Genomic DNA, 15794 nt, shown 5'->3' on the forward strand with positions numbered 1-15794 from the left:
CCCTCATCAGATAAGATTGATTAGCTTCTAACCAATTGGTAGTTATTTTGGGAATTGATAAGTAGGTAGACATAACTAAAAATATATGTGTAAAGCTGGACTATTATCTTGATGCTAAACCACTGCTATACATGAATTTTGTTCATTTAATGATTATTTAGGTTGGGAGAATTTTTCACAATACAATCATGGCTAAATAATCCTTCTCTTGAATTTTTAATATTATTTTAAAACGGTTAATTTCATCAACTTATTTATAGATATATTCAATAAGTAATGAATATTTAAAACTAGCTATAATATTTGGATTATTTAAGTTATTTAGATTTTTAACAATCTTATTAATTTATATATTGAGCTATTTGTCAAATAAATTGAGTTTTATCATGAATAATTAATATTTTTTAATAAATTTTTCTTGACCATTTATATATTACATAAAATAATTTTAAACTTTTTAGTAAGAAAAGTTAATCATTGTTTAATTATATTTAGTTATATACTCTCAAATAAATAAAAAGACAAGATAAACTAAATCCACTACTACTAAGTAATAAAGTCAATGAAAGCAACCACTCAATTAATCGTTGCATGTGTGCTGATGACAGCAGATTTTAAAGAAGGTGAAGTACAGTTCCTGTACTCTGCCGATCCCACATATCTGAACTGTCATTTAGATGATCGGTAACGATACGGTCAATCAGATCAATTTTTGCCAGTTCATCAGCAGAAAGTTTAATCTCAATGGCTAATACATTGTCTTTTACTTGTTCAGGATAGCGCGCACCAACAATCACACTTATTTGAGGTTGAGCAATCAACCATGCCAAAGCTAACTAAGCAAGGCTACAGCTTTGAAGAAGGGCTATCAGGCGCAACTTTTTTAAGGCTTGATGGGCTTTTTCAAAGTTTTCGTCTTGAAACAGTTTATTTTTAAAGCGATTATCTGCGGGATCGTGGTCTATGATTTAAAAAACTTGTTTCTTAACAAACTAGAATTTAATAATGATACGAGTAAAACAAAAAGAGTTTCTAAGCTACCCAATGTGTTAGTTCGGAAATAGGTTCTGTTAGCGTATAGCAATTCTATTAATTTCTGATGCTGACAATAACTCAAATCCAAAAAACTTAGTGCCAGAAGAGTCCTTTTTTTATTTTTTTCTACTCGGCAAATTTTTGATTTGATTTTTAAGTCATGTTCACTTAAGTTCAAATACACTATCTCGTCTAAAGGTTCAGCTATTTCGTTGAATACAGAAATATAGGCGCCTCGTTCAGACAGATTGAGTGTCACTCCGTCATCTAACTTATAATAAGAATCGTTTTTCAAATCCGAATCAAACTTGATATGGCAATTCCATTGCACAGGAAATCGATCGACTGCTCTATTTTCGGGTTGATCGATAGCTGACCAAAATGCAAGATACATTAAAAATGCATAAAAACCGAGACTTATCACCATTATCAACATCTCACCAGAAATTGTTTGATTACTTGTCAAACTTGAAAAAACTTTAATGAAGATGATGAGCGATATTATAATTGCTCCCATTAATAATGGATAGCTTATGGAAAAATTATAAGCTTTTCTACTTGATTGCACTGCCTTTCTAGTCACATTAAAAGCTTGTCCGAATGGTTTCTTAAATGCAGATATTTGACATTTTAGCAAAGGGTAGAGTAAAAGCATATTGTAAAGTTCTTGCCAAACGAATGTTGTTCGATATTCAGAAAACCAACCAAAGCTCATGATTAAAGCGGCAAGCCAAGGTAGGCAGAAAAAAATCAATTCATTATATGTTGCTGCAAACGGCTTAATCCCTAATACTGCACAAGTTATTAATATAAAGATAGAAATTGCACGAGTAAGAGGTAAGAAGGGAGTAATGTACCAAATAATGAAGAAGGGCAGTTGAAACCAACTAAGCTTTTTCCAGATAACTAAGTCGTTCTTACACCGGGTAATTTGATAGTCTGAAAGATGCCAACGTACCCTCTGTTTGACAAAATCAATATAAGTACGGGGAGACTCCCCAATAGCTAATTTTTCATCAAGATAAATAACACGATAGCCCTGTAATAATATCCTTAGAGAAGTAGAAGTATCTTCATTAACACATTTGGTGTAATAACCGCCGACTTGATTAAGAGTATCTCTTCTAACAAGATAACCTGTTCCAAAGCAAGTGGCAGTATTGAGATAGTCACGTTGAGAATAGTTGACTTCAAAACAGTAAGCAAGATCGTAAGGTACTAAGCGATCTATGTCAAGATTCCTAGCGTAGTGATCGGGATTATAAAAGCTTTGAGGAGTTTGAACTAAGCCAATATCAGATTCTTGAAAAAAACCCACAGTTCTGGTCAAGAAATCTCTGAATGGGACAAAGTCGGCATCCAGGACAGCAATTAACTCACCATTCGTCTCAAGTAAGGCATTATTCAAATTACCAGCTTTCGCATACTGATTATTACTTCGAGTAATGTACTTACAGCCAAGCTTTTCAGCTAAGTCACGAATAAAAGGGCGGCGAGTATCATCAAGAATATAAACCTGCTTATTGGGATACTCCATAGACAAACAACCCAGGACTGTCCGCCGTACTACAAACTCAGGCTCGTTATAGGTAGGAATTAAGACATCAATTGAAGGTAAATATCGACCAGAGTAGACATCTTGGCTCAGTTTATCTGCTTCCTTTGAGCTTTGTTCGCTAATTGAAAAGATTGAAGTTATTCTTTTTAAAATAAATACAGTTAGCTCAATTAATTCAACGCTAAAAAAAATTAATCCTAAAGATATTCCTGCCCATGAATATAGATCAAGAGTTGAAAATGACCGCCAAGTTAAATAACGAATTAAAAGGGCTAATAATATAAAGGTGACCCAAAACTTTGACCGTGCGGTAGCAGAAACAAAGCGAAGTACATAACATCCTAATACAACAGTTAAAAAAGGAAGGTATAAAGTAAAACTGCATTCAGGAGCTTCTATAAGATTGAAAAGACTTTGAGGTGTGACAACAATACACTCAAGCGTAAAGTCTGACTGAAGGGAAGTCACCAAACAGAAAATAGTATATCCGACTACTAGAAAAGCTGTCAATAAGTTGATTATTAAAAATCGTTTTGGTGGCAAAATTTTATCTCTCCTTGTCCTCTCATATATGCACTCTAAAAGGTCAAATTTAAGGTTGAGCGCTGTATCTGAAATAATTTATCTATGAATATATTTAATTTATGTAAGTTAAGAATAGTTTATCTAAATTTTAAAATTTACTAAGAAAAGTAAGGAGTTAGACCTCAAATCTTAAAACAGGGACGGATGAGAATGTGTCAAACGTTTTTGTTACACGGCTGATTTGTACGCCATCACTGATTAGACTGATTTGTAAATTATAAATGCTTGCCATTAGAGAGTTTTAGGGTTTTACACACTAAGACGCTGTCTTAATCTGCAACAAAATCATCTTTTCAAGGCATCAAGGCAGAAAAAAGAAAATTAGATTTAAAGCTAGAAAACGAATAAATTATTTTTCTGGATAGCCGAATTAAGTATTAATATATATAGATATATAACCTTTCCTAAGCTCGACTTTATCCAAAATTAAGAACTCGGTTTTCTTTATCCGATAAAAACCCTGGCTTTTTGGCAAATACTTTTTTCACTTTATAGATTATCAATGAAATTAAAAAAGTAAAACTACCGTCCTAACTCATCTGGCTATTACTATATCCCTGTTCTGTCACTCTCCGAAAACATTTGCTATTGCTGAATTCTAGAGCTTTTGCATAGTAAGCGTAGGCGTAGCCCGCCGCAGGCATCGCACGATTATTTTCTAATCACAAATACAAGACCCATTTTTCTCTAATAGGATAGCTTGTATTGATTGCCTCATAAGGCTTCTAGCAATCGCTCTCCCGGAAAGTGACAAAAGAGGGATATCTCAGCTGGCTCCGGTGTCGTTTAACCTTGCATCAGTAGTTGTAGTACTTTTTTTTGGAAAAATTGAATCTGTGCTAGTAAGAACTTCTGAAATATACTTAGTATGAACCAATACTATCCGAATCAAGGGTACTTGATTCCAGTCAAATGGATGTGAAAGCTCTCGTTCTACCTCTTGCTGCCACTGTTGATCGCTCTGTCGTTGGACCACACGCAAGGGAATGCTGGAAGAGTCTTCAACCAAACAAGGTTGTCCAGAGAGATCGCTAACAATCCGCACATTCAACAATGCATGTCGTTGTTGTACTCTAATGAGTGCCTGTTGCAATTGATTGATATGGAGTTCTCCAATAATGCTTGCAGTCAAAGTAAAATGAACGGGTGTTACTTGGTCATATAACCAAATTTTGTGTTCTTCAATGCCTGACCATTTTGTAGCACAGTAGACAGCAAAACCGCCTTTTATTATACGTCCTGTACCAGACGACACATTAATAATATGTCCACCACCTTGAGCCTTCATAATCGGTAATACGCGATGAATGCCATATAGCAATCCCAAAACATTCAAATTAAACATTCGGCGCCAGTCTTCAGTATCTGCTCCTTCAATTGGCCCCAGAAGCATCACACCAGCATTGTTAATCAGAATATCAACATTTCCCCATTTGGCTTGAATTTGCTCAATTACCTGCTGAACTTGTGCCTCCTCACTGATGTCTGCAACAATCGGCAGCACTTGTCCGTCTTTTTCTCGAATCCTTTGAGCAAGGGCTTCTAAGTGCTCACTCCGTCGAGCCGCAATCACAATTTTTGCACCTTCAATGCTGAGTGCAATGGCAGTTGCTTCATCGATACCAGATAATGCACCTGTAACAATCGCAACTTCATTAACTAATTTTCCTGTCATCTGTATAGTTAGTGGTCTATGATTTAAAAAACGATTGCTTCTTTCTTAGAAAACTAGAGTTTAATTGTCAATAAGTTGATTATTGAAAATCGCTTTGGTAGCAAAATTTTATCTCTCATGGAGGTTTTAATGAAGAAAACTTGTTAAAATTTAAGCTTTGTTTGAGTCGTGCTACTTCCTCTTGCAATGCTTTGATAATTTCTACCAACTGTTCCTTTGACAATTGGTTTAGTTCATCTTCTGGAATCGCTTTTACTATTTTTTGGCTCATGACAGTGATGCTCTCGCACTCCTGTTTCCTTAATCAACTAGGTTTCACCTGAATCTTTACGAATTTATGAGTACTTTCGCAAGAGCTTTAGAAGTGTTAATTGAAAATTTATCCACTGTTTGTGTCATGAAGTGTGCAATTAACCATGACAGCACAATCATCGTTATAAAAGCCACAAGAACTGATAAATGATAATTACCAACCCCTATCAGAACAATCCAAGCACACAGAGAATTAATGATTGGCTGATGCATCAAATAAAGAGAGAATGATATCTTACCTAAATACATCAGTATTCCAGAGGCAAAAATCTTTTGCAACCAAACACACTTTAGAGTGCAATAAACAGTAATGATCGCACCTAGCGTATAGTAAAAGTAATCTATACTCAACTCAGATGGTATATCAGAATAAAAATGAGATATATCAATAACCTTTTTCATTGTTAGAAAATGAGTGAATAACAAATAAGATTCACTCTTGTAGAAATAACCACCCAAATACAAGCCAGGAATGAAAAGTGATAATAGCCAGTAATTATTACTTCTTGACTTTATATTGTTACTAGCAAATAGCATTCCTAATAAAAAAGCAGCATAGTGAATGCCGTCTCGTTGGTAAAATACCGTGACAAGGACGGCAATCACACCTACAATAAGATTTTTGTATTTAATATTATCTATGAAAAAGGCAGCGGATAAGACAAGCAAAGAGCCTTTAAACTCTATTCCCATTGTCCAAAGAACAGTATTCAATATCTGCTCGGTCTCATAATCCCCAAAGAAGATACCCAAAAAAATACTGTTTAACGTATATAATACTGGATGATTAAACGAGAGTCTCTCGGAGTAATTAAATATCTCACTTGCCCCATTATTTAAGTGAAAGATTTGATAAGCCCCTGACTGAAGTAAGACAAAAGCAAATAGCATTGATACTACTGATGGAATAAAAAGACGGGGATATCGAGCGAGCAGCCTTTTTATCAAAATCTCTTTATCTTTGTTAATAAAATATGATTTGGTTAACACATAGCCGCTAAGTACAAAGAATATACTAACAGCAAAACGACCGTTGTAGAAAAAACCAAATGGGGAATTATAGAGCCATACATCAACAGGAATGTGAGAGATTTTAGGATTGCCGTTGACTGTTGCTGGATAAAACACCATCAAGAAATGAAAAATTACGACAATAGATGCAGCCAATCCACGCAAACCATTTAAGTAGGCAAAGTGATTGTTATTAGAAGACGAGCGAAAGTCAGAAACAATAATTTTGTTAACAAAGTTCATTGAAAATAATCCGCATACGAGAAAACTGAAACGAGCATTGGCTATAAAGATAGGGTTACAGATTGAAAGTTACTTATGTATGACAAAAAAATTACAAATACGATTGGAATTTTTTCTATGTCTTTTTTACTCTATTTTTGGCAAAAGCCTTGAGATTAAAAAATTGCTAAAATCCTTCATCTAAGATGATATTAAATAATGAACAGTACATTATGACTTTGAGGTGTGATAACAATACACTCAAGTGTGAAGTCTGACTGAAGGTAAGTCACTAAACAGAAAATAGTAGATCAGACTGTTATAAAAGCTGTCAATAAGTTGATTATTAAAAATTGCTTTGGTAGCAAAATTTTATTTCTTTTTGAGTTAAATATAACGTTGTTATAATCAACTTTAATAGTAGGAGATTAATTCTTTATAAAGAAAGCGTTAACATTAACTTAACTCTTATATAAGTAATACTAGTTCTGTATTGTTCAAAGTAACGCGGATGTCGATGCATTATCTAAGGACTCATTAAAACTGTGCATCCTGTCGGTACTTTGTAACTATCAATTTTGTAATCTTGGGTAGCTATATGGGGCATAACTGCGATCAGTGGATAAAGCCGCATTGCCTCCTTAATTATCGAATTGGTGTAACATAAGTGTGGTAGATCGGCAACTAAAGCACACCGATCACTCAATACCTCGTTTAACTCTGTCTGTAACTTGGTTTGTACTTCTGGATGTAGAGATATCAGTAAAAAAGTCCAAGACAAGACAACCGCTACTGCTTCTTGTCCTGCAAAGAGTAAAGACACAACTTCGTCTCGAAGTTGCTGATCGCTCATTTGAGTATTATCATCTTCATTACGAACTTGCATCAGCATCGAGATCAGATCGCCTGGATCTTCACTACTTTCTCTACACCGCTGAATCAGGGAATAAATATATCGATCCATTTCTTGAAGAATACGCTCGTGACGTAAGTTCTTCGTTGTTGAATACTCCTCTAGCTTATTATTAAATCCTTCTTGAGGTAGGTTCTCAAACAATCTTGTAGATACACCTAAAATGTAAGCTATGTCTTGAGCTTCTTGCTCACTTAGCTCGTGATTGAAAATTACTTTCCAGATAATGTCCAAAGTGAGGTGTATCATGTCTGGCTGAAGATTACGGATTTCGCCATCTTGCCAAGTATCAAGCAAGCGTTCAGTATAAATTACTATAGTGTCGCCATAGTTGGTAATACGCTTAGAGGATGTCTGAAAAGTTTTTGAAACGTAATTTTAATCACGCAAGTTGTTTGAGCATCAGATGAATCATCGCAATATAAACAAAGGTTTCTGTCGTTTGTAGTAAGATTTCATAATCTTTACTTAATCGCCAACACCAGTTAAACCAACCAAAAGTTCTTTCAACAAGCCAGCGTTTGGGTAATACAACAAAACCCTTCTGTTCTTCGTGGCGGGTGACAACACTTAAAATCCATCGATAGACATCAATGACCCAATGCTGAAAATCCTTGCCACGATAGCTGCCATCAACCCAAATTGTGATTAAACGACAGAAGCGATCGCAGACAGAATCGAGTTTGGAAAAAACTAGTTTGGCACCTGCTTGCTCACTAACATTGGCAGCAGTGATGACAACTACGATGAGTAAACCCATTGTATCAACGACTATATGGCGTTTACGTCCCTTAATTTTTTTGCCAGAGTCATAACCAACTTGTTGCGATACCATTGTTGCTGTTTCAATGCTTTGGCTATCCATAATTGCCTCACTGGGTGATGCTTCTCGGTTTTGACTTACCCTTACCCATGAACGTAACCGCTCGTGAATTTCAAGCCATGTTCCATCTTTTCGCCATTCCCGGAAGTAATGATACACAGTTTTCCACTTGGGAAAGTCATTTGGCAGCATTCGCCTTGCACAACCTGCACACAATATGTACAGGATGGCGTTAACTCGCGCCTGCATATCAACACTACGTTTTCGACCACCTGTTTTGGGCGTAGGAATTAACCCTGATAGTAGTTCCCACTGCTGTGAAGTTAGATTACTTGGGTACGATGGATTCATGGCTCTCGTAACTCTGTCATACTTCAGTGTTTTTTCTAATGACAGGATATCGTTACGTGAGCTTTCTTACTTTTCAGATATCCTCTCAGGATTTAGCCGTCGTTTTTGGGACTACCAATCATCACCAGTTGCAATCGATATCAAGTCCACCCAGAACAAAAGTTCTTGAAAGGTAGATTACAAGCTGATTTAGGTGGATTGTATTCCCAAGCGGAAATGAAGGACTAGTAAGGCTTCTGCAAAACTTTTCGGTCTACTGAATATTAAGAAGAAAGACAGTTGTTGAATTTGAAATGTTGTATACCGTAATTATACGGCTACGATTGATGACAAACAATTTGCCGTTCTGGTCAAACAATTCGTCTTTCTACATCTAGCTTCTCTTACTTCTAATGATTATTATTCTTATTGATTATATATTTTCTGGAAGTCCCTTTTCCAAGAGGATCTTGATCTTGCCCAGCAGGCGAGGTAGCTCGATTGGTTTGGTGTCGTAGTCATCACAGCCTGCCGCCATAGCTGTTTCGCGATCGCCCGCCATAGCATGAGCAGTCAATGCGATGATAGGAATATTTCGAGTCTGAGGATTTACCTTGAGTTGTTGAGTCGCTTCCCATCCATTCATTACGGGCAGGCTCATATCCATTAAAACAATATCAGGTTTTTCTGAAGCAGTTTTCGACACGCCCTCTACTCCATTGATCACAATCGCCACTTCGTACCCGGAACGTTGCAAGCGACGAGACAACATGTCTCGATTCATTTCATTGTCTTCTACCAACAGCACTTTCGGTATCGATCTTTGTTGATCATCATCATCTTGGAATTGCAGATTTTCGGCTTCTGCCTTCAACTGCTGGAAATAGTCAGTCTGAGTAATCTGATCTACCTGACGGGCGCGCTTATACTGGTTAATCTCAATTTGCAAATCCTCTACCTGGCGCTTGAGGGCGGATATTGCTAACTTGTGCTGGCTAACATCTTCCACGATCCCTTCGTAGTAGAGCAACCGCCCACTAACATCCTGAACTGCGTGAGCACTCTCGGAAACCCAAATGATGTCGCCATCTTGCCGATAAGCCTGATATTCAAATCCTGTAACCTCACCTTGTTCTTCAACCAAGCGTCTGAACTTCTCTTGATTGTTCGGGTCAACGTAAATCTGATGACCGATTTCCGTTACCGCCTCCATCATGGCAGCGGAAGAGTCATATCCATGAATTCGCGCCATCGCTGGGTTGATGCTAATAAAGTAACCATCAGGGGTGGACTGGTAGATACCTGAGCACGCATTTTCAAAGATGCTACGATATTTCTTTTCAGCAAGGCGCAGAGAATCCTCTGCCTGCTTACGGTCTGTAACATCACAAAGGGCAGACAAAACAGCCGCTTCACCATTGAATCTTAGCAGTTGCAGCGATGCAGTGACCCAAAATGGCGTTCCGTCTGTCCGCTGACATCCAAGTTCCCAACACGGGATAAATTCAGCCTTGGATAATGCATCCAACACTTCCTGATACTTGCTGGGATCAAGGTAAAAGTCCTGCGTGTGGCGATTCAGCAATTCCTCGACAGGAAGACCAAAAGTGGTACCAGCGCTGGCATTGGCATAGAGAATCGCCCCATTGGACAAGAGTGAGAGGAGCACGGGTACAGGGGTTGCTTCAGTGATTGATCGTTGAGCAAGGGTTAGAATCTGCTGGTCTCGCAGCTGTTTTTTCTCCAGACAAGCGGATATCTTGGCATAAAGTAGCACAGGCTTAAACGGCTTGGATACATAGTCTTCTGCCCCCATTTCTACGCACCGGACGACGCTATCAATCTCATCCAAGGCTGAAAGCATGATTACTGGAATGTGACGCCAGTCTTCGTGGTGCTTGATCTGTTGGAGCACCTCAAATCCATTCATCCCCGGCATGATAATGTCCAGTAGAATTAGGTCTACTGACATTGTTTGAAGCATTCTCAGGGCAAGAGGACCGTTGGTGGCAACTGCCACCGTATAGCCCCGACGTTCTAGCTGTCGTTCGAGAAGATTGCAGTTAGTTTGGTTGTCGTCCACCACTAGGAGTGTGCCTCCCACAGCAACAACTGCCCAAGGGTTTTCCTCACTCAAAGTATGAATTATGATGTCTGCATTTTGCACAAGAGACGTTGCAGTTGGGCTTTCCAGCATCAGGTACGGTGTATCCGGCCCGTTAGCATCAATTGCCTGTAACTGCTGCCTAGACACGTTGACGATGTCGTTAATCATGCTCAGCAAATGCTGGGCAGCAGTATGAATTCTGTTTAGGTCTGAGATGATTTTAATAGAAGCTTCCTCTAGCAGCATCTCGCAGTAACCGATGATAGTGCTCAAGGGTGTAAGCAGTTCTAGGCGAATGGTGGAGCCGAGGGTGTCAATATTCCAGAGCCAGTCAGCGGAGTTGCCTTGTGCTGTCGTCCGCTGAATTGGTGTATATATCTGGTTCATCTGTAGTTGAGCTGGGTCGAGAATAGCGTTCGCTAGCGTCAGCAGTTGAGTCCCACAGGTGTAAATCTTTTGGAGATCCCTAAACAGGGTTGAGTCTTGCTGAGATTTCAGTTCATCCAAGAGCATTTCACTGTAGCCGATGATGGCATTCATCGGTGTACAGAGTTCGTGGCGCAGAAGGGTCAGCAGGGTATGCTGAATCCTACGATCTTGAGGAATGGTTATAGACTCCTGCCTTTGTGATTTCGTCTTCTTCAGGAGCACTTCGATTTTTTCCAGCAGGCGGGGTAAGTCGATGGGTTTGGTATCGTAGTCATCACAGCCTGCTGCTAGGGCTTTTTCAGAATCACCCGCCATCGCGGCAGTCAGCGCAATCACGGGAATATTTTTGCTCTGTAGATTTGTCTTGATCTGTTGGGTAGCTTCCCAGCCGTTCATCCCAGGCAGGTTTATGTCCATTAGCACTATATCAGGCTTGTCGGAGAGGGTTTTGGATACGCCCTCAGCACCATTGACGGCGAAGAACACCTCGTACCCTCGACGTTGTAGGCGACGAGATAGCATATCTCGATTAATTTCGTTGTCTTCAACCAATAGTATTTTAGGCATCAATTGCTCCTATGGGAGGAAGAGAGTAAGAATTCTGGCGGGGATGAGCGCTCACCGAACTGCGGATCTCATTGATAAGTATCTGATGGTTGCAGAAACCTTTTTGATAAACACGTTGAATTTGTCCATCTAGCCGCTGACGGTCTTCTTGAGTTAGGTCTTTAGCGGTCAGCACAATCACTGGAATTGCCCGCCACTGGGGATGCTGGCGGAGTTCGCTGACAAACTCAAACCCATCCATTTCCGGCATTATTAGATCCAATAAAATTGCGTCTGGTTGCTCCAATTGAAGGATGGACAGTGCCCTGCGTCCGTTTTCGGCTTCAATAACTCGCCATCCCGTTTTGGTCAGCTGACGGCGCATCATCTCCCGGTTTTCAGCGTTATCTTCCACCACCATAACCGAGCTGGGGGATGAGTTTGATCGGTATTTCTGCAACACTACTGTCAGGCGAGCGTAGTCAATGGGTTTGAGGAGATAGTCAGATGCACCCAAGGCGTAGCCTAATTTCTTGTCATCCATGATCGTCACCATTACTACCGGAATGCTTGCTAAGTCAGGATCAGTTTTGAAGGCACTTAGTACTACCCAGCCATTCATATTAGGCATCATGACATCAAGTAAGATTGCGTCTGGGGTTTGTTCCCTAGCGAGACAAAGCCCTTGCTGCCCACTAGCAGCGGTGACCACATGAAATCCTTCCCGATTGAGATAACGCTGCATTAGGTCTTGCACTGAAGGATCGTCATCAATTACTAAGATGGTGCTTGCTCCCGATGTGGTGGGATGGGCAATGACTGTATGCCGTTCATTCTGTCCAGATGACTCAGGTTGGAGTTCTTGCACCTGCTTTGGTAACCGAATCGTGAATGTAGTACCCTTACCTGCTTCGCTCTCAACGCTAATATCACCACCCATCATTTCACAGAATTTCTGAGCAATCACCAACCCTAACCCTGTCCCACCATACTTGCGAGTTGTGGAAGCATCGGCTTGAGTAAACGATTGGAACAATCTTGCCTGCTGTTCTGGGGTCATACCGATGCCCGTGTCAGTCACTTTAAAAGTGATTTTCCAGGAACCAGGGTATGAGGTGAGAAGACCAGGGGGGGACGCTTCAAAATAGCTCCCTTCCACGGAGAGCGTAATCGTGCCATTTTCTGTAAATTTGCTAGCGTTACTCAAGAGGTTAAATAGGCTCTGGCGAATTTTGGTCATATCGGCATGCATGAAGCCGATGTCATTCGGACAGTTAACCACCAAGATGTTTTTGTTTTTTGCAACCAAAGGTCGAATCGTAGCGGTAACATCCTCCACTAAGGGAGCAATCTCAAAAGTCTCTAAGAACAGTTCCATCTTGCCTGCTTCGACTTTGGAGAGATCGAGAATGTTGTCGATTAGCCCTAGCAGGTGCTTACCTGCCCCGTAAATCTTTTGCACATCTGGAATTAGGTCGGACGCACCCAGGTCTTCGATATCTTCCTTTAGAATCTCGCTGTAGCCGATGATGGCGTTGAGTGGAGTGCGTAGTTCGTGACTCATATTGGCTAGAAACTGACTTTTGGAGCTGTTTGCCTCCTCAGCTCCAGCCCTGGCTCTTTGAGCTTCTTTCATACTTTCAGCCAGTTGTGCGGTGCGCTGATCAACTGCCTGAGTGAGATTTTGCTCACGGGCAGTGACTTCATGTGCCATGTGCTGGAAGGCGCGGGCAAGTTGCCCTGGCTCGTCAGCCCGTCGGGCAAATTTAGAAATCCTGTGGGAATCAAACTCTTTCACTTGTTCCACCGTCATGGTTCCAGTACTAACTTTGTGGGCGATCGCAGTTAGTTGTTTAATGGGATGGATGACCGTATGCTTCAGCAACCAGTTAATCAGCAACACCACTAAGGCGAAAATCACCACAAAAATACCCATCGTCAAAGCCATATATTTATGACCGCGAGCAAGAACTTCGTTTGCTGGGACGTAAATTGTTAGGGCTGCAACTACGTCGTTAAGCTTCCAGCCAAAACCGTTTTTGTCGCCGTAGGTGGCAAGCAGGCTCTTGGGAGCTGCTTCAGGGGTGCTGTGGCATCGCAGACAACTTGCATTTTTAATCACCAGCGGTTGGGCAATAAAAAATAACTTTTCTCCATATCTATCCCGATAGCCTGAGAGCTTGGTGAGATTTGGTTGACTGCGGAATTGCTCTACCAACATCTTTTCAAACTTATCTGCCCGATCTTGGGGATTGGTAGGATTGAGTGTTGCATCTTTGTAGAAAAAGTTACTGTATTCTGGGCGATTGCGAAAGCGCTCAAATACTTCTCGCGCTGCGTGGGTGGGTACGAATTCTCGGACAAACTGAGCTTCAGTTTCTACGCGCTCTTGCAGGAGTGGACTGATATTTTGATTCGTGTAGTTCCTGACAGAGTTTATCATCTGGGTCAGAATTTGGGACGTGTTCGTAACCTCATCTTCAGCTTGCCGCTGCATTGCACTTGACAATGTAACACTACTGAGAACAATCCCACCAAAGAAAACCAGCACCAATAGTAACGTAAATTTAGTCCCAAGCTTCAGTTTTGAGATCACGTCAATTCCTCCATATTTGTTGTGACTCTGCTCATTAGACGCTAAAAACTCGTTGGCTTTAGTACTTTGGTTTAGCGTATTTTTCTGTTCCGATGCTTGTCGAGAACCCTTTTTCATCCTCAGGCAAATCAAGGTTCACACTTGATACAGGCGAAGCGGTAGTCGCAATTCTTGTTCTGCTTTGAGACTTCCAATGCTGATACTTTAGAAAAGGAAATGAAGCCACCTTTTTTGCCAACGCCCAGAAAAGCACGTAACCTGCCAGTAAACGCTCAAAAGAGCTAAAACGCGATTCTCTTAATTCCTCAATAACGGCTTTGTCATCCACTGTACTTCTCTTTTCTTCAAACAGAGAATCAGTGTGACTCCACAAAGTAATAGCGCTATTAAATCCTTTATACTCTATCTCCGGATTGTGCCCAAGTACAACGAACTCTGGTCCCACACCGATGTTCCTGACACCGTTAGCTTGTTGACCAGTCATAATGACAGCGCTTTCGTCATTTTTTTGCATCCGACTCCGACGTCCATCGGGCACGCCCAAAAAAACTAAAGTACCTCTGACTACCCGGTGCCCAAAGTTATGCAACATATGGTCTTGCGGGTTGGCTCCATACACCTCCAAAGAGGAAATACCGTAGCTTAACGAAAAAAGCTTACTCACATAAGATTTCAATAGCTGATGTACCCAAGTTACATCACCAATAATCAAAGTCCTTTTACCTGTGCGTGCCAAAAGCTGTCTGCCTTGAAAATAACGTAGTCCAAACGTCCAAAGCCACGGACCGAAGATATAAATGGCGATGTCTGCCAAAGTCACAAAAGGAGCAATCAGCACTAATAAAAATAAATTATTTGGTAAACCTGTTACAAAGACAATCAAGCGAAATATTGTTTGAATTAACGGAACAGTATATCCAAATGGAATCACCCATCCAACCGTTATCAATATATACAAAGCATGAACCCCCCACGCAAAAGGAGTTTCTGTGACATTCAGTGCCCATTTTTGCCCTCTGCTAATCAGTTTTTGATTTTCAGAGGATTTTATTGCTACTCCACTCACGCTAGTACCGGTGATAGAAACAACACTTTTTGTAAGAAAATCACTCTTTATTGTTTCCAGAACAGATAAGCTTTCTTCTGTCAAAGTCATACCAAAAGGATTTGAGTAGAGAAACGCTTGTCTCATCTGTTTTGCAATACGAAACAAAAGCTCTGTCAGCGTCTGTTGAGCGGCAGCAACTGCCACTGTAGAAGGTTCAGCAGTTCTACGCCCGCTGCCATTGACGAAAATCCTTCGCCTAAAAGCAGCTCCTTTATAATAAGGTTGGCCGATTGCTGAACCCATGAGACTACTCAGCTCGCCAGTCATAATAAAAAGCTCGCCAATGGATCCTTTTCGGCGTAGCTCTTCAAATCCATGAGTAGAATGGAGAGTGGGAAACGTTTGCCCGGATTGACTGATGGCTAGTACTAGCGAGTATTTCCCCAAATGAAGACTTTTGAAGTCGTGAAGCTTTTTCAAAGTTTGGTTGGAAGACAGGGTCTTGACATTAGACCTCTTGCAAAATTATTTTCTGGTATGATTAAGGATTTTGTCGCTTAAATTAATTGACCTATGCGATACGAGCAAACAAAAAAGTTATCGA

General features: G+C 40.3%; 8 protein-coding genes and 2 pseudogenes. All 10 read right to left on the reverse strand.

Features of this window, described 5'->3' with window-relative positions; translation table 11 throughout:
* Positions 1–614 precede the first annotated feature (614 nt).
* Positions 615–956: pseudogene (locus V7K40_RS33345) on the reverse strand (aldo/keto reductase); the annotation flags it as partial.
* 5 nt (positions 957–961) lie between these two features.
* Positions 962–3136 carry a glycosyltransferase gene (locus V7K40_RS33350; protein ID WP_334967144.1) on the reverse strand — a complete coding sequence of 725 codons (2175 nt, stop codon included), beginning with the start codon at positions 3134–3136 and terminating at the stop codon, positions 962–964.
* 808 nt (positions 3137–3944) lie between these two features.
* Entirely contained in the window at positions 3945–4853 is a 909-nt protein-coding gene (locus V7K40_RS33355; RefSeq protein WP_334967145.1) for an SDR family NAD(P)-dependent oxidoreductase, read from the reverse strand.
* A gap of 115 nt (positions 4854–4968) precedes the next feature.
* On the reverse strand, positions 4969–5124 hold the full coding sequence (locus V7K40_RS33360) for a hypothetical protein (protein ID WP_334967146.1): 156 nt from the start codon (positions 5122–5124) through the stop codon (positions 4969–4971).
* 56 nt (positions 5125–5180) lie between these two features.
* Positions 5181–6419 (reverse strand): acyltransferase, encoded by a 1239-nt coding sequence (locus tag V7K40_RS33365; RefSeq protein WP_334967147.1) that lies wholly within the window; start codon positions 6417–6419, stop codon positions 5181–5183.
* 505 nt (positions 6420–6924) lie between these two features.
* Positions 6925–7668, reverse strand: a pseudogene (locus V7K40_RS33370) (cytochrome P450); the annotation flags it as partial.
* A gap of 25 nt (positions 7669–7693) precedes the next feature.
* Positions 7694–8485, reverse strand: coding sequence for an IS5 family transposase (locus V7K40_RS33375; RefSeq protein WP_334967148.1), 792 nt, complete (start codon positions 8483–8485; stop codon positions 7694–7696).
* A 412-nt stretch (positions 8486–8897) separates the two neighbouring features.
* Positions 8898–11567: a response regulator gene (locus V7K40_RS33380; RefSeq protein ID WP_334967149.1), complete on the reverse strand. Its 2670-nt coding sequence runs from the start codon at positions 11565–11567 to the stop codon at positions 8898–8900.
* A complete protein-coding gene (locus V7K40_RS33385; RefSeq protein ID WP_334967150.1) occupies positions 11560–14259 on the reverse strand; it encodes a response regulator in 2700 nt (899 codons plus the stop codon). The genes V7K40_RS33380 and V7K40_RS33385 overlap by 8 nt, the downstream gene beginning before the upstream one ends.
* Positions 14201–15493: a hypothetical protein gene (locus tag V7K40_RS33390; protein WP_334967151.1), complete on the reverse strand. Its 1293-nt coding sequence runs from the start codon at positions 15491–15493 to the stop codon at positions 14201–14203. Before V7K40_RS33390 ends, V7K40_RS33385 begins: the two co-directional genes overlap by 59 nt.
* Between the last annotated feature and the right edge of the window lie 301 nt (positions 15494–15794).

The organism is Nostoc sp., from assembly GCF_036917195.1.
GTDB lineage: Bacteria > Cyanobacteriota > Cyanobacteriia > Cyanobacteriales > Nostocaceae > Nostoc.

Bases quoted from the DNA above. Each gene is read 5' to 3' on its own strand.
- V7K40_RS33355 (WP_334967145.1), bottom strand. From the start codon at position 4,853: ATGACAGGAAAATTAGTTAATGAAGTTGCGATTGTTACAGGTGCATTA.
- V7K40_RS33360 (WP_334967146.1), bottom strand. From the start codon at position 5,124: ATGAGCCAAAAAATAGTAAAAGCGATTCCAGAAGATGAACTAAACCAA.
- V7K40_RS33365 (WP_334967147.1), bottom strand. From the start codon at position 6,419: ATGAACTTTGTTAACAAAATTATTGTTTCTGACTTTCGCTCGTCTTCT.
- V7K40_RS33375 (WP_334967148.1), bottom strand. From the start codon at position 8,485: ATGAATCCATCGTACCCAAGTAATCTAACTTCACAGCAGTGGGAACTA.
- V7K40_RS33380 (WP_334967149.1), bottom strand. From the start codon at position 11,567: ATGCCTAAAATACTATTGGTTGAAGACAACGAAATTAATCGAGATATG.
- V7K40_RS33385 (WP_334967150.1), bottom strand. From the start codon at position 14,259: ATGAAAAAGGGTTCTCGACAAGCATCGGAACAGAAAAATACGCTAAAC.
- V7K40_RS33390 (WP_334967151.1), bottom strand. From the start codon at position 15,493: ATGGGTTCAGCAATCGGCCAACCTTATTATAAAGGAGCTGCTTTTAGG.